Annotated in this window: 14 protein-coding genes and 2 tRNA genes; 10 read left to right on the forward strand and 6 right to left on the reverse strand. The window is 44.2% G+C overall.

Going from position 1 to position 18,659, the window contains the following annotated elements; translation table 11 throughout:
* Positions 1-3: 3 nt before the first annotated feature.
* Both E2K52_RS04220 and E2K52_RS04225 read right to left on the reverse strand, forming a co-directional pair.
* Entirely contained in the window at positions 4-1,326 is a 1,323-nt protein-coding gene (locus tag E2K52_RS04220; protein WP_151203922.1) for a hemolysin family protein, read from the reverse strand.
* A gap of 126 nt (positions 1,327-1,452) precedes the next feature.
* Positions 1,453-2,442, reverse strand: a complete 990-nt coding sequence (locus E2K52_RS04225) for a LysR family transcriptional regulator (protein ID WP_151203923.1) — start codon at positions 2,440-2,442, stop codon at positions 1,453-1,455.
* 679 nt (positions 2,443-3,121) lie between these two features.
* Between E2K52_RS04225 and E2K52_RS04230 the strand changes: the two genes are divergently transcribed.
* The 4 genes from E2K52_RS04230 to E2K52_RS04245 all read left to right on the forward strand — a co-directional run bounded on the left by E2K52_RS04230 (position 3,122) and on the right by E2K52_RS04245 (position 10,277).
* Positions 3,122-4,723, forward strand: a complete 1,602-nt coding sequence (locus E2K52_RS04230) for an isocitrate lyase (protein WP_151203924.1) — start codon at positions 3,122-3,124, stop codon at positions 4,721-4,723.
* 250 nt (positions 4,724-4,973) lie between these two features.
* Positions 4,974-8,069 (forward strand): multidrug efflux RND transporter permease subunit, encoded by a 3,096-nt coding sequence (locus tag E2K52_RS04235; RefSeq protein ID WP_151203925.1) that lies wholly within the window; start codon positions 4,974-4,976, stop codon positions 8,067-8,069.
* A gap of 212 nt (positions 8,070-8,281) precedes the next feature.
* Positions 8,282-9,622 carry a magnesium transporter gene (gene mgtE / locus E2K52_RS04240; RefSeq protein WP_151203926.1) on the forward strand — a complete coding sequence of 447 codons (1,341 nt, stop codon included), beginning with the start codon at positions 8,282-8,284 and terminating at the stop codon, positions 9,620-9,622.
* 73 nt (positions 9,623-9,695) lie between these two features.
* A complete protein-coding gene (locus E2K52_RS04245) occupies positions 9,696-10,277 on the forward strand; it encodes a DUF4112 domain-containing protein (RefSeq protein ID WP_151203927.1) in 582 nt (193 codons plus the stop codon).
* Positions 10,278-10,372: 95 nt separating this feature from the next.
* On the opposite strand, the gene htpX is transcribed toward E2K52_RS04245, so the two are convergent.
* Together htpX and E2K52_RS04255 are read right to left on the reverse strand one after the other, a co-directional pair.
* Positions 10,373-11,278 carry a protease HtpX gene (gene htpX, locus E2K52_RS04250; RefSeq protein ID WP_151203928.1) on the reverse strand — a complete coding sequence of 302 codons (906 nt, stop codon included), beginning with the start codon at positions 11,276-11,278 and terminating at the stop codon, positions 10,373-10,375.
* 171 nt (positions 11,279-11,449) lie between these two features.
* On the reverse strand, positions 11,450-12,325 hold the full coding sequence (locus E2K52_RS04255) for a lytic transglycosylase domain-containing protein (protein WP_151203929.1): 876 nt from the start codon (positions 12,323-12,325) through the stop codon (positions 11,450-11,452).
* A gap of 501 nt (positions 12,326-12,826) precedes the next feature.
* On the opposite strand from E2K52_RS04255, the gene ttcA reads away from it, so the two are divergent.
* Both ttcA and E2K52_RS04265 read left to right on the forward strand, forming a co-directional pair.
* A complete protein-coding gene (gene ttcA / locus E2K52_RS04260) occupies positions 12,827-13,753 on the forward strand; it encodes a tRNA 2-thiocytidine(32) synthetase TtcA (RefSeq protein ID WP_151203930.1) in 927 nt (308 codons plus the stop codon).
* A 429-nt stretch (positions 13,754-14,182) separates the two neighbouring features.
* Positions 14,183-14,569, forward strand: coding sequence for an SCP2 sterol-binding domain-containing protein (locus E2K52_RS04265; RefSeq protein WP_151203931.1), 387 nt, complete (start codon positions 14,183-14,185; stop codon positions 14,567-14,569).
* 84 nt (positions 14,570-14,653) lie between these two features.
* On the opposite strand, the gene E2K52_RS04270 is transcribed toward E2K52_RS04265, so the two are convergent.
* Entirely contained in the window at positions 14,654-15,772 is a 1,119-nt protein-coding gene (locus E2K52_RS04270) for a transglycosylase SLT domain-containing protein (RefSeq protein ID WP_151203932.1), read from the reverse strand.
* 363 nt (positions 15,773-16,135) lie between these two features.
* Between E2K52_RS04270 and greB the strand changes: the two genes are divergently transcribed.
* The 3 genes from greB to E2K52_RS04285 all read left to right on the forward strand — a co-directional run bounded on the left by greB (position 16,136) and on the right by E2K52_RS04285 (position 17,171).
* Positions 16,136-16,630: a transcription elongation factor GreB gene (greB, locus tag E2K52_RS04275; RefSeq protein ID WP_151203933.1), complete on the forward strand. Its 495-nt coding sequence runs from the start codon at positions 16,136-16,138 to the stop codon at positions 16,628-16,630.
* 88 nt (positions 16,631-16,718) lie between these two features.
* Positions 16,719-16,808: transfer RNA gene (locus E2K52_RS04280), tRNA-Ser, on the forward strand.
* Between the two features lie 273 nt (positions 16,809-17,081).
* A tRNA-Ser gene (locus tag E2K52_RS04285) sits at positions 17,082-17,171 on the forward strand.
* Positions 17,172-17,225: 54 nt separating this feature from the next.
* On the opposite strand, the gene E2K52_RS04290 is transcribed toward E2K52_RS04285, so the two are convergent.
* Positions 17,226-18,176: a LysR substrate-binding domain-containing protein gene (locus E2K52_RS04290; RefSeq protein WP_151203934.1), complete on the reverse strand. Its 951-nt coding sequence runs from the start codon at positions 18,174-18,176 to the stop codon at positions 17,226-17,228.
* Between the two features lie 260 nt (positions 18,177-18,436).
* Between E2K52_RS04290 and E2K52_RS04295 the strand changes: the two genes are divergently transcribed.
* Positions 18,437-18,659: acyl-CoA dehydrogenase family protein (locus tag E2K52_RS04295; protein WP_171478802.1), on the forward strand; the 223-nt coding region annotated here is incomplete at its 3' end.

Raw genomic sequence — 18,659 nt, forward strand, 5'->3', positions numbered from 1 at the left:
AGATTACTCTGATTCCTGTGGGGATTCATCTTTAATTTCTAACATACGGGTCACCAAAAGCTGGTCAATTTTAAAATGGTCAACATCTACCACTTCAAACTTATAACCAGCATGCAGGACGACATCGGCAGGACGAGGAATCTTACGCAACTTAAACATCATAAAACCGGCCAGAGTCTCATAGTTGTCCTGATCCGGCATTTCATTGATTTCTAACGCATGTTTCATGTCTTCAATAGGCGTACTGCCATCAATCAGCCAGGAATTACTATCGCGCTTGATAATCTGCTGGTCGCCTTCCAGAGGAGTGACCCAGTCTCCCATCACGGTAATCATGACATCGGACAGGGTAATCACGCCGACCACCAAGGCATATTCATTGATAACCACAGCAAATTTTTCTTTGGTAGAACGAAAACGGTCCAGCAGTTCAGACAGGGTCAATGTATCTGGAATAGTCAATACATTACGAATCGTGGATTCATTCAGCTGGTTGATTTTTTGGTTATTTAAAATCCGCACCAAAATATCTTTGGCATCTACATAACCAATTACTTCATCGATATGTTCATTACAGACCAGAAACTTGGAATAAGGATATTCAGCCAGCTTTTGGCGGATACTGTCCTCAGTTTCGTTTAAGGTGAAATACACCACATTTTCACGCGTGGTCATACTTGAAGGCACATTACGCTCTTCAAGCTCAAACACATTTTCAATGAAATGATGTTCCTGCTTTTGTAAGACGCCAGCTTGTGCACCTGCATCCATTACCGCTGAAATATCATCAAAGGTAATATTGTCATCACGCACAGTATTGACCTTAAACAGGCGAAACAGCATGTTAGCAATGACATTGATAAACCAGGCAAGCGGTTTACAGACCAAGATAAAGACCTGAATCGGGTTAATGACCGAAACGGCAATTTTTTCAGGCGCAATCATCGCCAGACGTTTGGGCATCAGGTCGGCAAATAAAATAAAAAGCGAGGTGACGATAGTAAATGACAGCGAGAAAGCAATGGTTTCTGCCCAGGGACCTTGATAAAAACGTGCAATAAACTCAATGATATAAGGGCGGAAAGCACCTTCCCCCAAAATACCGCCGAGAATAGCAACCGCATTTAAACCGATTTGAGAAGCGGCAAAAAAGTCAGCAGAATTTCCTTGTAAATCTAAAACTTTTTGAGCGCGATTATCTCCTGCTTCGGCCAAAATTTTCAGTTTGACTTTGCGGGCACCGGCGAGCGCGATTTCTGTTAAAGATAAAAAACCAGCCCCCGCGATCAGTATCAGGATAACCACGATGTTTTGAAAGAGGCTCACAAATTCACCTGTGGATTAGTATTATATTGGAATATTTTTAACACAAAAAAGACTTGAGAGGTAAACAGCAGCTCTCAAGTCCTTACAGTATAAGCTTAAAAAAGAAGAATTTAGACGCTATTCAATTTAATAGTGTGAAAATTGCGAATTATTCAGCATAAACTCGCGGTTTTCTTCTTCAATCATTTGACGTGCCACATACAGAATGAGCTGACGTAACCAGCGATGGGCCGGATGATGATGCAATAGAGGGCACCATGCCATTTTCAACTCAAACTCTGGAATATAAAAGGGCGGATCTTTAATCTGCAAGTTTTGATTTTTGGCTTGCAAGCGTGCAATCCGGCTAGGCAAGGTGGCGATCAAATCGACATTCGAGGCCAAAAGTGCTGGCATCTGATAATGTCGGGTAAACACGGAAATCTTACGTTTCTGGCCAATCCGTTCCAGCGCCTGATCAATCCAGCCCAAGCCGGCCTGTTTCTCTGGGTTAACCCCAAAGCCAACCCCCATCCCTGTTTTAGACACCCAGATATGTTGGGCATCCAGATAGCTTTTTAGATTTAAATTGCTGGCGGCCGGGTGTTTATTGTTCAGCAGACAGGAAAAACTGTCACGCCAAACCAGCACTTGGTGAAAACTTTGCGGGATTTCATTGAAACGGTTAATGGCCAGATCGACCTTACCCTGTTCCATGTCGCGGTAGGACACATCACTTGGGGTTAAAAAGTCGAGAACCACATTGGGTGCTTCTGAACGCAAGGCTTTGACTAAACGTGGAACCAGTGTAGCTTCTGCGTAGTCTGAGGTCATAATCCGGAATACGCGATTTGATGTATAAGGACGGAACTCGGTACGTGGCTCCAGAATCATCGATAAATCCGCCAGCGCATCGCGAATTCTTGGCTGTAATTCCAGCGCCCGTTCGGTCGGGGTCATGCCTTCAGACGAGCGAATCAGCAGGGGATCATTAAATAAATTGCGTAAACGACGTAAAATATTACTCATTGCTGGCTGGGTGACCCCCAGTTGTTCAGCAGCCCGAGTCACATTTTTTTCACGTAAAAGTACATCAAGATAAATTAATAAATTAAGATCGACCCGCTCCAGATTCATAAAATAAATACCGAAAATAAAATCATGAAATTATGTTGATTATGCCATAACAACCGGGGTTTGTGTGTGGAATTGAAGAAAAAAAGCCCAGCTGATTTTGATAAATCAAGCTGAATTTGCTGAAATTTTATCCATGCTTTTTCGGCACATTTTTTAATTTTATAGTGCTCAACGTGGCAAGAAACTGAATGGAGAATAGTCTAAAACAAAGTCAGGTATGTTGCACACTTTTAGCCTTAAAACCCGTAGCGTCAAGTCTGAGGTGGCTCAATCAATCTGTCGGCTGTATAAAAAATAACAGCGGTGAAGACCCGAATAGGACAGTTCAAATTCCCGAAAATGGCGGAATTTGCCATTTATATTACCTAAAATTTCCAAGTCCGACTTAAGTCGCATGAATAAAATTTAAACATGTTGGGTAATTTGTAAGCAAATTCTTATATATTAAAAATATTTAAAAACAATGTCTTATGTCTAGCATATTGAATTATCTTTAGACCTTTATCTATATATTTTTTAAATAAATAGTGAAGATTCTGGGAGAATATTGGATTAATTTTGACAAGCCCACTAATCTTTAGCTATCCCAACGGGGCGGCGAAAATCTAAACAGGTTGTTGAGGGTACGATTTTTGCTACTTGTTGTAGAAAAATCCTAATATTATTACAGGAAAAGATCATGACTACATACCAAACAGCGATTGATGCAATCCGCGAATTAAAAGCGAAATTCGGTAATACTTGGGCAGACATCAGTCCTGAAGATGCTGCGCGTATGCAAATGCAAAACCGTTTCAAAACTGGTTTAGACATTGCTAAATATACAGCGGCGATTATGCGTCGTGATATGGCTGAATATGATGCTGATCCTAGCAAATACACTCAGTCTCTGGGTTGCTGGCATGGTTTCATCGCACAACAAAAAATGATCGCGAACAAGAAATACTTCGGTACAACTTCTAAGCGTTATATCTACCTTTCTGGTTGGATGGTTGCTGCACTTCGTTCAGAATTCGGTCCTCTTCCTGATCAATCTATGCACGAAAAAACTTCGGTTCCTGCATTAATTGAAGAAATCTACACTTTCTTACGTCAAGCTGACGCAAAAGAATTAAACGATCTGTTCCGTGAACTTAAAAAGGCTCAAGAAGCTGGTGATACAGCTAAAGTTGCCGAAATCACTGCACAAATCGACAACTTCGAAACTCACGTTGTGCCAATCATTGCGGACATCGATGCTGGTTTCGGTAACGAAGAAGCAACTTACTTGCTTGCTAAAAAAATGATCGAAGCGGGTGCGTGTGCACTTCAAATCGAAAACCAGGTGTCTGACGCGAAACAATGTGGTCACCAAGCTGGTAAAGTAACTGTTCCACACGAAGACTTCATCGCTAAAATCCACGCGTTACGTTATGCGTTCCTGGAAATGGGTCTTGACGATGGTATTATCGTTGCGCGTACTGACTCTGAAGGCGCTGACTTGACTCAAAAAATCCCAGTGGTTAAAGAGCCAGGCGACATTGCTTCTCAATACATCAGCTACCTAGACACTCAAGAAATTGATATCTCTGAAGCTCAAGAAGACGAAATCCTGATCAAGCGTGATGGTAAATTACACCGTCCTAAGCGTCTAGCGTCTGGTCTGTACCAGTTCCGTGAAGGCACTCAAATTGACCGCGTTGTACTTGACTGTGTAACTAGCTTACAAAACGGTGCTGACCTTCTGTGGATCGAAACTGCAACGCCAAACGTTGAAGAAATCGCTCACATGGTTAACCGTGTTAAAGAAGTTGTTCCAAATGCGAAACTTGTTTATAACAACTCTCCATCGTTCAACTGGACTTTAAACTTCCGTCAACAAGCTTACGACCGTTGGGTTGCTGAAGGTAAAGACGTTTCTGCTTACGACCGTGCTAAGTTAATGAGCGCTGAGTACGACAACTCTGAATTGGCTGCTGATGCTGATGAGAAAGTACGTACATTCCAGGCAGATGCTTCTCGTGAAGCGGGTGTATTCCATCACTTGATTACACTTCCGACTTACCACACAGCTGCTCTTTCTACTCATGAGCTGGCTGAAGGTTACTTCGGTTCTGAAGGTATGTTGGCTTATGTTGCTGGCGTACAACGTAAAGAAATCCGTGGTGGTATCGCGTGTGTTAAACACCAAGCAATGGCAGGTTCTGACATCGGTGATGACCACAAAGAAATCTTCGCTGGTGACAACGCGCTTAAAGCGGGTGACGATGCGAAAAACACGATGAACCAATTCTCTGCATAAGCACTGAACTGATTCGAAAAAAACCCTGCTTATGCAGGGTTTTTTTTATGTCAAAAAAAATACAAACAAAAAAATAAAACGCTCTTTACAGCCTGCTTTTCAGGTATTCATTATTTCTTCATGATTGGGTGTTATCACAGCTTTTTGTGTTTAATTCTTGCATTCTCAAGCTATGTCATTGAATATCCATAAAGCTTGTTTATTTTGTGTACCTTCTTATCGTTCATCAAATCTGAAGTGATCCGGACTTATGTTGTCTAAATTTTTTATTCATCGTCCTATTTTTGCCGGTGTATTGGCCATAGTCGTGATGGCGATCGGGCTTTTTGCGGTGATGAATTTAGCTGTGGAACGATATCCTGACATTGCACCACCTCGGATCACTGTGGCGGCTACCTATACCGGTGCCTCTGCTGAAACGGTGGAGGAGAGTGTCACCCAAGTCTTAGAACAGCAAATCAAAGGGATTGATCATTTGCTGTACTTTAGTTCCAGTAGTGATTCTTCGGGACGAAGCCGGATCAGCATCAGTTTTGAAAATGGGACAGATCCGGATACCGCACAGGTGCAGGTGCAAAATGCCATTAACGGGGTCTTAAACCGCTTGCCGGAAGAGGTACAGCGTCAGGGAGTTAATGTCTTTAAGTCTCTGGGAGATACCCATATGGTCATCAGTCTGTATGACGAAAGTGGGCGCAGCAGCAATATCGAACTTTCGGACTATTTAATGACTCATCTGGAGCAGGATATTGCCCGGATTGATGGGGTGGGCGAGGTGGATGTTTTTGGTTCACAGTTCGCCATGCGGATTTGGCTACATCCGGCCAAACTCAAACAATATAGCCTGATGCCGAGCGATATACGTGCAGCAGTCGAAGCCCAGAATACCCAAGTGGCTGCCGGGGCGATAGGAGACCTGCCTACGGTCGAAGACCAGTATCTGAATGCCAAAGTCACCTCTGGCAGCCGTTTAAAAACGGTCGAAGAGTTTGAAAATATTATTGTGAAATCTGCTCAAGATGGCAGTTTTATCTATTTAAAAGATGTGGCGAGGGTAGAACTGGGAGCTGAAAATTATCAGTCTTATAGCACTAATAATGGTTTTCCATCGGCTGGTCTGGGAATTTCACTAGCCTCCGGGGCGAATGCCATTGCTACCTCACAACTGATCAAGGCCGAAATTTCCCGTATTGCCACACAATTACCCCCAGGCTATAAAATCGCCTATCCCCGGGATAATACGCCATTTGTGCAGGAGTCGATTAAGGAGGTTGTAAAAACCCTGATCGAAGCAGTCATCCTGGTGATTATAGTCATGTTTATTTTCCTGCAGAACTGGCGGGCAACCCTGATTCCTGCAATTACTGTGCCTGTGGTCATTTTGGGAACGATGGCGGTGTTATATGCGCTGGGGTTGAGCATCAATACTCTGACACTGTTTGCGATGGTGCTGGCGATTGGTCTACTGGTCGATGATGCGATTGTCGTGGTGGAAAATGTAGAGCGTCTGATGCACGAGCAGCAGCTGTCTGCCAAAGAGGCAGCTTTGGCATCCATGCAGGAAATCAGTGGTGCCCTAGTCGGGATTACTCTGGTGTTGACTGCGGTGTTTATTCCGATGGCACTCTTTGGGGGATCAACCGGCGTGATCTATCGTCAGTTTTCCATTACGTTGGTTGCTGCCATGTCGCTTTCCCTGATGGTGGCGCTCATCCTGACCCCGGCACTCTGCGCACTTATACTCAAGACGAATCCTCAACCTGTAAGATGGGCCAGCTGCTTTAACCAGAAACTCGACAATTTAAAAGATCGTTATGTGCATCTTTCCACCATGACCTTGCAACATAAAGCGATCTGTCTAGTGCTCTTTATCGGGTTGATTGGCATTTTTGCTCTATTTTACCGCGCTTTACCGACTAGCTTTTTGCCCAGTGAAGATCAGGGAATTCTGAGCCTGCAAATTCGCCTGCAGGAAGGTGCCCCTATGAAAAATACTATTCAAGTGGGTGAGCAGGTACGTCAATATTTTCTGGAACAGGAAAAAGCCAATATTAATCTGGTCATGATACGTTATGGTCGTAACTTCTCAGGTACCGGTCAGAACCTGGCGACCGGTTTTGTAGCCTTGAAGCATTGGGATGATCGTTCAGGGGGAGAAAATACCGCGCAGGCGATTCGTGAACGTGCCATGGCACATTTCCGTGATAATCCCAATGCTCAGATCAATATTAGTATGCCCGCATCGGTGAATGGTCTGGGACAAACCGACGGCCTGGATTTCTGGATTCGTGATATTAATGGCAATGGCCGTCAGTATCTGGAAGAGCAGTTCCAGAATATGCAGGCTAGTGCAGCTCAATATAGTAGCTTTGAAAATCTGGATAAGCGTTCCAATCCTGAAAAAGCCGAACTTAAAGTCAATATTGACCAGAAACAGGCCATGGCCAATGGTTTAAGCCAGTCAGCAATCAACAGCACGCTTTCAGCGGCCTGGGGCGGCAACTATATTAATGACTTTATTGATCGTGGCCGGATTAAACGGGTGATTATGCAGGGCGATGCAGAGTTTCGTTCCAAACCCGAGGATCTGGCACAATGGCATGTACGTAATGATCAGAACCAGATGATTCCATTCAGTAATTTTTCTAAGGTCGGCTGGAGTGGTGGCCCTGAGGTCGTCAACCGTTTTATGGGCTATACTGCACTGCAAATGGAAGCAGATATCAGCAAAGGTGCCAGTTCTGGTCAAGCCATGCAGGATGTAGAGCATCTGGTCGGTCAGCAAGAGGGTGTGGATGTGGTCTGGAGTGGTTTATCTTTTGAAGAAAAACAGTCCAATAACCAGGCGATCTGGCTTTATCTGGTCTCCGTTGGCTTTATTTTCCTGTGTCTGGCTGCTTTATATGAAAGCTGGAGTATTCCAACCGCGGTGATGTCAGCCATTCCTTTGGGGATTGGGGGGAATATTATTTTCAGCTCTCTGGCCGGTTTTCCAAATGATATCTATTTCCAGATTGCATTACTGACGACGATTGGCCTGTCCTGTAAAAATGCCATCCTGATTGTAGAGTTTGCTTCTTTGGCTCAGGATAAAGGAAAAACGGTGATCGAGGCTGCCCTAGAAGGAGCCTCCCTGCGTTTACGTCCGATTCTGATGACCTCGCTAGCATTTGGTGCCGGGATTATGCCATTGGTTTTTGCCTTCGGTGCTGGTGCGGTCAGCCGTCAGGAAATTGGAGTCAGTGTGCTGGGAGGCGTGATCTTCGGCACGGTACTGGTCCTGATCTTTACCCCATTTATGTATGTACTGATCCGCAGCCTGTTTCGTAAACACTCACCCGCCTAGTCATCTGTCTCATTCAAGCGAGCAAGAGTCTGAGCTGATCAGGCTCTTCTATTGTGCGCGGCAAAATTCTGATTTATCCGCTGTGATGAGAATCAGGTATTGCATGATTAATAATGAATATCCTGCTGATTTATCTTAGCCTTGGAAATAGGGAATACGCAGGACAGACCCGAACAATGACATGACGCATCAAGATTAAAAAAGAGAATTCCATGCCACAAATCGCCGAAAAAATACATCATGTGCAGCAACAGCTTCGCTCTGAGCATTATCAGGAAGCGATGGGCCTGTTAAATCTGTTAAATGTTGCAGATCAGGCGCGTATTCTGAAAGGATTGAAATTAGACGAGCAGGTGCAGATTCTGCAAGAGCTGGATGAGCCGCGCGGAGCATTTGAGTTTATGCCACTCAATCAACAGGTCAGCCTGGCCGAGCAACTGCCAGCAGCCATCATCATTCCTATTCTGAACACCATGAATCCGGATGACTTTGTCGATGTGTATAAGCGTTTAAGCTCGGAGTATCAGCAACAGTTGATGCCGCAACTGTCTGAAGACACCCGGCAGACCTTGAAGAATTTGGCGCTTTATCCAGAAGGCACTGCGGGGGCGCTGATGAGCTCCAGTTTTGTCAAGCTGCATCAGGATTTACGCATGGATGAGGCCATTCAGACCTTAAGAATGGTGGCCACTCCTCAGGAAACCATCTATCTGGTTTATATCGTAGATGAGCAGGAGCAGTTAATCGGGGTTATTTCTTTGCGGGAGATTATTCAGTCCGATCCACAAAAGACGATTGCAGAAGTCATGCACCGCGATGTTCTATATGCCCATTTCGAAGATGATCAGGAAAGTGTGGCGCGTGCTTTGGCCTATTATGATTTTATGGCTTTGCCGGTAGTGGATGAGCATAAACGGATTCTGGGAATTATCACTTATGATGATGCACTGGATATTGTAGAAGCTGAAACTACCGAGGATATCTTAAAGTCGGGTGCAGTTGAGCCTCTGGATGAACTCAGCCTGAAAACCGCACCGATTCTGACCTTGTATCAGAAGCGTGTATTCTGGCTGGTCGTGCTGATTTTTGGTAGCCTGCTCTCAGGAATTGGGATTGCACATTTTGAAGAGATTATTGCGGCCAATATCGTCTTGGTATTTTTTCTGCCGCTGCTGGTCGGGAGCGGCGGGAATGCCGGTTCTCAGTCGGCCACCTTGATGGTACGTGCGCTTGCCACGGATGATGTGGAATTTAAGGACTGGTTCAGTCTGCTCAGCCGGGAAATTCTGGTCGCTTTATGCCTGGGAATAACCATGGCTTTTGCAGTTTCGATTCTGGGCTATATTCGAGGAGATATGATGGTCGCTATTGTTCTGGCCATCAGTATGGTGGGAATTGTGGTGATGGGCTGCCTGATTGGGATGAGCCTGCCGTTTATTCTAAATCGCTTTAATATGGATCCGGCCAGTGCTTCGGCTCCCTTGGTCACCTCAATTTGTGATGCAACTGGTGTGGTAATCTATCTATTTGTAGCGTCAAAACTGCTGCTCTGATTGACAGATTTATATATCCTAGGCTTTAGCATACGGTATGCTCACGAAATAAATAGAAAATTTGGACCTAAACATGTCTGATTCTGACAGCAAGAAAGTCTTGACCCAACAGGAAGTCATCCGTCTGGAACGGGATCTGGCCAAATTCGCCAATCTGATGGATTCCCTGGTCAGGATTCCATTTACCAAACAGGGCGTAGGAGCAGATGCTGCCTTGAGTACCATTCCAGTCGCGGGCGATCTAGCCGGATTTGTCTTGACCTGTTATGCCATCTATAAAGCCAGGCAGGTTGGTGTACCGCGCAGCAAGTTAAATCCGGTCATGAAACTGGCTGTACTGGATGCCGTGGTCGGCTTTATTCCAGTAGTGGGCACCATCTTTGATATTTTCATACGCCCTAGCCGTAAGGCATTAGATGTTGTGCATGATCATATCAGGCAGGAATATCAGATCCTTAGCGACGATCATGTGGTGCATCCTTTTTTACATGAAAGTCTGGAGCGTAAACAGCAGCAGTCCAGGTTCTGGCGCAATCCTGTGGTGGCCTGGGTGTGGATTCATATTCCTGATCTGCTGGGGGCTTTATTCTTGATTTTGCTGACTGGTCTCATTGGATGGGGGAGTTTTGTATTGTATCAATGGATGAGCAGCTAAACTCCAAAGCTTTAAGATATGAATCAACGCACTTTAAAACGCCAGAAAAAAGCCTGCAGATGCAGACTTTTTTTAAATCAGGAACAACCGGTTGATTAAGGACAATCAAGCTGTTGTAGGGCCGCGACACGCTGTTCAATTGTCGGGTGCGTCTGGAAGAGAGCTGCAAGACTGAAACCCTGAGACTGACCTTCAGCAATGGCAAAGGCCTTCATCTCTTTTGGCATCGCATCCGGCATTTCTGATTCGGCCTGTAAACGTAATAAGGCTGAAATCATGGCCTGCTTGCCTGCAAGACGTGCACCCGCTTCATCAGCGCGGTATTCGCGATAGCGCGAGAACCACAACACGATGGCAGAAGCCAGAATACCAAAGACAATATCCAGAACGATGGTAATGACAAAATAACCAATCCCTGGAGCTTCGCCTTCTTCACGGCCAAAGAAAGTACGGTCGATGAAATCACCTGCCACACGAGCAAAGAACATCACGAACGCGTTCACTACACCCTGGATGAGCGCAAGTGTGACCATATCGCCATTGGCAACGTGACCGATTTCATGCGCCAGCACTGCACGTAGTTCGTCTTTGTTCATGCGTTCCAGCAAGCCTGTCGATACTGATACCAGCGCATCATTCTTGTTCCAGCCAGTTGCAAAGGCATTCGACTGATAAGACGGGAAAATTCCGACTTCTGGCATTTTAATACCAGCACGTTGAGACAGTTGCGCAACTTCTTGAAGTAACCATGCTTCTGCCTGATTACGTGGCGCATTCGGGTCAATCAGTTCAGTACCTGTGGTCTTTTTCGCCATCCATTTAGACATGAACAGGGAAATTAGGGAACCTACCATACCAAACACAAAACAGATGACTAACAGGTTGCCTAGATTCAAGCCACCCGCGCCATGGTAACTACCGACACCGAAGAGTGACAGAATAATGCCAGCTACAACCAGTACCGCGAGGTTGGTTAGCAAGAACAAACCAATCCGCATCATTGAGAAATCCTCTTATTATAGAAAAATAATCTGATTAGCAAATAAAATCATTGAACTCAATATGAGGTGGAATTATTAAAAATTCAAGAAAAAATTCGCAATCAGCTACAAAAAGTTAGCAGGAGTTTAGCCTGAATTACAGGCCATTTTCGAGCAAAAAAATCTTTATTATTAATCACTCAAATAGATTTTTGCTGCTGCTGAAGCATTTGCGGTGGCATAAGAGCCTATCGGAGCATCGGTATAGCTGCCATCGGCATTCACAATCACCTGACGTTGATATTGAGCAGCAGCCTGCATTGGGGCTGTATTGGTCGCAGGCGTAGTATAGTGGGCTGAACTGGCAATCACCCGGCCCTGATCGGCAGAAGCGGAATAACTGGCCTGTGAAACATGGACACCATTACTATATAAATTCTGATAACGGCTCGTTACCCGGCGAACATAGTCCTGAGTTTCACGGAAGGGAGGGACGCCCTTATATTTGGCGACATTGCCTTCACCGGCATTATAGCCGGCCAATGCCAGCGTGGTATTGCCATTAAAACGTTTCATCAGCCAAGCCAGGTATTTGGCACCTGCCATAATATTCTGGTGCGGATCATACGCATTGCTGACATTAAAGCGGCGTGCCGTAGCTGGCATCAGTTGCATCAGGCCTTGTGCTCCAACCGGAGAACGTGCATGCACATTAAAACCGGATTCGGTATGCATCACCGCTTTAATCAGACCTTCGGAAATACCATGGGTCTGTGCTGCCTGACGGATAATGGCATCAAAAGCATCTTTATTTTTACTATAGCTTGGTAAAACAGCAGCTTCGCTGTTGCCCCAGTTGCTATAACTGTGAATATTACTGTCTGGATAGTAGGTCTTCTTTTCGACCTGTAAATGATTATAACGGCTCTTTTTATTGGTCAATAAGGTACTGCCATTGCTGTCACGCAATTGATAGATCGTTTCACCGGCAGAGGCAAGTTGACTGCTCTGCAGGCAGACTACTGCACTAATCAGATGACACCCCAACCAAGATAGCTTTATTTTCATTGTTTATATTTGACAGATAATAAGCGAGTAAAGTTCAGGGGTGAGTTTAACAAAAAATTACGGAATGAACAGTATTCTGTGCTTTATTTCTAAACGAGTTTGTAAATGCAAGATCTGTTTGAGAGTTTATTCATCAAAAAAAATTTTTATTTAATTTAAAAGCCTAGGCTTGACAGGGGTAAGACATTGTTTTTTATGAAAAAATAAATTGATCAATAAGTGATCAATTTAAGGGGAAGCCTTAAATTTGGAGGCGGACAAGTTGTCAAGTCATTTTCAATCCACAAAGTTATCCACAGCTTTTGTGGACAACTGTGGAAAAGTGTAAAAGATAAGCACTTTGCTGGAAAAATGAACGCAAAAGTTTCGGCCTAGCTATTTAAATAAAGCATCAACATGAAGCTAGCATGACATTTGCAGGAAATTAAATTCTTTTGATGCGATATGCACCCGAATCGGCTAAAATTGCGCGGTATTTTTATTTATGGGTTAGTCTCGTCTATGTACTCGCCAGTTGAACCCGAGCAAGGATTTAATTTCAAACCTGAACCGCCAACCAGCTCTGCTTACTACCGTTTGTTGAAGAAGCTTCGCCGCCAGGTCGGACATGCCATTCGCGACTTCAAGATGATTGAAGACGGCGATAAGGTCATGGTGTGTATTTCTGGTGGTAAAGACAGTTATACCTTGTTAGATATCCTGCTTCAGTTCAAGCGCATTGCACCGATCAACTTTGATGTGGTGGCGGTAAATTTGGACCAGAAACAGCCAGGTTTTCCTGAAGATGTTCTGCCACGTTATTTAGAAGAAAATAACATTCCGTATTACATCCTGGAAAAAGATACCTATAGCATCACTAAAAAGCTGACACCTGAAGGCAAGACCTATTGTGCAGTCTGTTCACGCTTACGCCGTGGTTCACTGTATGGCTTTGCTCAGGAAATCGGGGCCACCAAAGTGGCGCTGGGCCATCATCGTGATGATATTCTGGCGACTTTCTTCCTGAACCTGTTCCATGGTGGCAGCCTGAAAGCCATGCCGCCGAAGCTGTTGTCTTCTGACAAAAAGAACATCCTGATTCGTCCGCTGGCTTATGTGGAAGAAAAAGACATTATCAAATATGCAGAAATGCGCCAGTTCCCGATTATTCCATGCAACCTGTGTGGTTCGCAGGACAATCTGCAACGTGCCATTATTAATGACATGCTGCGTGACTGGGATAAAGCGCATCCTAAACGTTTGCACAGCATTTTTGGTGCCCTGCAAAACGTATCGCCATCTCAGCTGGCAGATCGCGAGCTATTTGATTTTGAAGTGCTGGACAGCCAACGCGAATTTGATTTTAAAGGCAGCTGTTCGACTGAAGAGGCTGTTGAAGGTGAGAACCGCCGTATCAATATGGTCAATCTTGGCTTTGCCTTAGACTAAGACTAAAAAGCAGGCATCAGCTTTCGGGCTGATGTCTGCGTTGTTGACCCCTTATAAAAGAATGACGCTATAAATTATGAGGGTCTTCTAACTATATAAGAAATGACCAACCTTGCTTTATTGAAAGCGCAAGGGAAAAAGTATATTTTGCTGCTCTAGCATTAGATGTCATTGCTTGAAAATGATGCAATTTCCTGCCTTATATTTTAGATCAGCTCAAAAATATGTGTCGTTGCCTCTCGGGGAAGAGTCAACACTCGAGTTGCTGAAAAATAACTTAAAACCAGAACTACAAAAATTGAACGGTGCGTACAAAATTTGTTAGCCATTGCCACAATGATCATGTTATAACAAGGTACTAGCATAAATGCTCACCCTGATGTCGTCTGGATAGTCGACACAAATGAACAAATAAATTGAGGAAAGATCATGCCTGTTTTTTTATCTGATGATTGGTTTTCAACTGTAGATACATTGACTGCACAAGCGGGTAATCTGGATTTGCCACCCGCTTTGGCAAACCTTGCAATTAATTTGGTGGTTGCGGATACAACAGGTAATACTGAATTATCTTTAGATGGTGGCGTGATCAAAAAAGGTCTGTCTTCAAATGCGAAAACAACCTTAAATATGGATGCAGAGACCTTACGTAAAGTCTTCCTGGAATTTGATATGGCTGCCGCAATGCAAGCCTTCATGACAGGTAAAATTAAAGTACAGGGCGATATGTCGCAATTAATGGCGCTGCAAACTGCAAAACCAAGTCAGGCGCAAAAAGACCTGTTCAAAAAAGTGCTTGAAAATACGACAGCATAATTCTCGCTGAACGCTCGTATAAACCAAAAAAGCTTACCCGAAGGTAAGCTTTTTTTATGTCTGCCAGTTTTAAATACGGGATATTTAGATATTTACCAGCTGTGGCGTGGTCTTGATATGCTCTAAATAAGCACGGATACGCGTCACATATTGTACTGCCTGACGGTAACGGCCATTATTGGCTTTGTTCTGATCCAGATAGGCATATAAGTTCACCCAGTTATTTGGATTCTTGCCTTGGGCCTGAATCCGCTTTTGCAGCTGATTGACGGCACCTGGACCCATATTATAAGCCACCAGCGCAAACCAGTTCCGGTCTGGATAAGGAATATGCTCGTAGCGATCCAGCATCTGGTCATAGTACTTGGCACCACCCTGGATGCTTTGCAGTGGATCGGTGCGGTTGCTGACGCCCATTGCTTTGGCTGTACTATTGGTCAGCATCATCAGGCCGCGTACACCCGTTGGTGAAACTGAGTTCGGTTTAAGATAGGATTCCTGATAACCAATGGCTGCCAGTAAATGCCAGTCCAGGTCATATTGTTTGGCTGTCTGCTTAAAGCTGGCCTGGTAGATGGGCAGGCGATTGCTTAAATCACGCTGAATGGTATTCCAGGACTCTTGCTGTACCACATTGCGGTTATAAAAAGAAGCCAGCTGTTTAATGGCACCACTTTGTTTGCCGCGACAGACAAAAGCGCTTGCTGTTTGGCTGAGTGGATCATTCGCTGACTTAAAGACCAGATTCAGATTGGTATTCAGGCCGTTGCTGGACAGGCTATACTGATCTCCACAGGTCGCAGAGAACCCAGTTAGGCGTTGCTTTTCAATAGCCTGTATATCTGATGTGGTCATCGCCAGATTGGCTTTTCCTTTAGCCACCCATAACAGGGCAGTGGCATTGTCAGGAACAATTTTAAAGTCCAGCTTGACATTCAGGTTGTTGGCATAGCTACGCACCAGGTCATAACCAAACCCATGCAGATGTTCACCATCCTGAAAGACGGTACTCGGATTTTTGACCGCCACAACGGTCAGCTGCTGACTGTTGACTACCTGGTCATACTGCAAGGCAGTGTTGCTTGCATTCAGGCTGTGAAAAGGAATAAATACAGTGCTTAATACAAGTGCTTTAACGGGGAGAGAAGAAATAAAAGATCTTAGGCAAAGCCTCGTAGACCCAGTGGTTGAACTACTGTGCATGTTGTCTCCGCTACTAGTAATTTATGCCCTAAAAATTACAGGTAACACAGCCTGAAACTTTTAAAAGTTTGATAAATTCAATAAGGGTTGGGCAGTCATGACGTCATTCAGAATGACAAGAGAATTACAAGGGATTGTGTAGAAAAACTACATAGAGTAAAAAGTGATCAATTTCAAAAGATGGGTGCATAGTAATGATGTAAAAAATGATTGTCAAATTTTGTAGGTGATTTATTTTTGAAATGTAATTTAAGTGGTTAAATTTATTAGGGAATTTTTTTTAAAATTAAGCTTGCCCTAAAATGGTGAATAAAATAAGCTGATGAGTTGTCAATAATGAGCAAATTAACTTAGTTAAGCGCAATGAAATCAAACCTGATCACCCGTGGCGGACACGATAAATTAGTGGCAGAACTTAAGAATCTGTGGCATGAAGAACGTCCGGAAATTACCAAAAAGGTAAACTGGGCGGCCAGTCTGGGCGACCGTTCAGAGAACGCCGATTACCAGTACAACAAGCAGTTGTTACGCAAGATTGACCGTCGAGTGCGTTATCTGGGTAAGCGTTTAGAAGAGCTAAAAATTATTGATTTTTCACCTGAACAGGAAGGAAAAGTCTATTTTGGAGCCTGGGTTGAAATTGAAAATGAACAGGGTGAACAAAAGAATTTGCGGATCGTCGGGGTCGATGAAATTTATGATCATCATCCACAGCATATTTCGATTGAGTCTCCTATGGCACGTGCCTTGTTGGGCAAGCAGGTGGATGACGAAATCGAGGTTATTACACCGTCAGGTAAGAAGCTTTGGTATATCAACTCGATTGATTATGAAAAGCCAGAAAATTCAGCAAATTAATAGAATTGATTTTATTTTGTTCAGTTGATGCAGGGAAATTATAAAAATATTTGCCAAGGGCGATTTTTATTTATATGATGACGGCCATGGAAGCGTGGCAGAGCGGTTTAATGCACCGGTCTTGAAAACCGACGAGGGTGTGAGTCCTCCGTGAGTTCGAATCTCACCGCTTCCGCCAAATTCAAAAACCCAGTCTACAGGCTGGGTTTTTTTATAGCTGCTTAAATTTCTGTCGCAGGAATGAAGGGATATAGACGAAGAGAAATACGGCATCTCAAAGCGCCAATTGATTCGTTGCTGCTGACTTTATTTATTGTTTCGTCCTACTGAGTTTTTATCTTTATTCAACTTATTCTTTCCGGCTGATTTTTAGCTGAATAAACCGGTTTTTACACAAGTTTTGCTAAATTTTATTGCTAATTCGGCAATTTATTTATATGATGGCGGCCATGGAAGCGTGGCAGAGTGGTTTAATGCACCGGTCTTGAAAACCGACGAGGGTGTGAGTCCTCCGTGAGTTCGAATCTCACCGCTTCCGCCAGATTCAAAACCCCAGTCAATGATTGGGGTTTTTTTATGGCTAAATAGTGAATATTCAGATATTCGCAATAGAAGTGGGGTTTTGGATTTCCTGCTGTAACCAGCTGGCAAACTTTTCAATCAGGGGGGAACTTTCCTGACCGGAATGCACCAGATAATAAGCCCGTTGCTTTGCGAGTGTCTTTGTCGACACCAATATCAATTCCTGTTTATTTAATTCTTTTTCAATCAGCATTTGCGGAATTAAGGCCATGCCCATAGCATGTGTTGCCGCGACTGCCAGCATGGAAAACAGCTCATGACGCTGGCCTTGAAAAGGATTGGCATGTTGAATCTGATGCAGTTTAAACCAGTCTTCCCAGATATTGGGCCGGGTGGTCTGTTGGAGTAAAGGTAGTCGAATCAGCTGCTCCGCACTCAGATCAAAACTATAAGAGTTGATCATGCTGGCATCCGGAAAATACTGCCGGATCAGGCTGGGTGCGCAAACCGCGACCACATCTTCATGCATTAAAAAATGACTATAGGTTCCAGGCCATTGTTCCAGCTGCTGCGGTGTACCTGCATAGATTGCCGCATCAAAAATATGTTCCTGAAACAAAAAAGGCCGGGTACTGGTTTCCAGATGCACCGTAATTTCAGGATAAAGCTGATGAAAGCCCTGAAGTTTTGGTAAGAGCCAGCGGGTGGCAAAGGTCGGAACCACGCCCAGTTTTAAGGTGCCGCCACGGCCTTGATGGGTAATGACATCTACAGTAGCCTGTTCCAGCCCTTTTAGATGCGGGCCGATACTTTTAAGGTATTGCTGTCCGGCATTGGTTAACTCTACGCCATGCCGTGTTCGGGTAAATAGTGCTGTCCCCAGATAGTCCTCTAGCTGCTGGAGCTGGCGAGAAACAGCGCTTTGTGTCAGAAACAGCTCCTGTGCTGCATAGGTATAGCTGGCGTGGCGTGCAGCAGACTCAAAACAGATAAGGGCTTGCAGGGAGGGGATTTTTCGGCGCATCTGGTCATCCTTGACGCATGGTAAAAAAATAATCAGATATTAATAAACGGTATGTTCATGTTGTCCAAGTATAGGGCTTTAGGGTGAAAAATAGTCATTACCGGGTTAAATTTCTTTTTAAGAAGAAGTATCTAGACAAGTTATGCGTAAAACGCATAACTGCATGCAAATTAATTGGTTGAAGCAGTGGCGATTCATGCATAAAGTCAGTCTTAAGGATAAAACAAGATAATATCAACGAAGGATTGGCAGAGGACATTATGAATCAAATGGTCGATACTAAAAAAGCAAGCAAATCATACTTCAACTGGCAAGATCCATTTTTACTGGAACAGCAGTTGACTGAAGAAGAACGCATGATTCGGGACAGCGCACAGGCTTATTGTCAAGACAAGCTGATGCCGCGTGTGCTCGAGCAGTTCCGTCATGAAAAAACCGATCCGGCTATTTTTCGTGAGATGGGCGAGCTTGGTCTGTTGGGTC

The sequence above is a fragment of the Acinetobacter sp. RF14B genome (genome assembly GCF_006864105.1).
GTDB classification, from domain to species: domain Bacteria; phylum Pseudomonadota; class Gammaproteobacteria; order Pseudomonadales; family Moraxellaceae; genus Acinetobacter; species Acinetobacter lwoffii_C.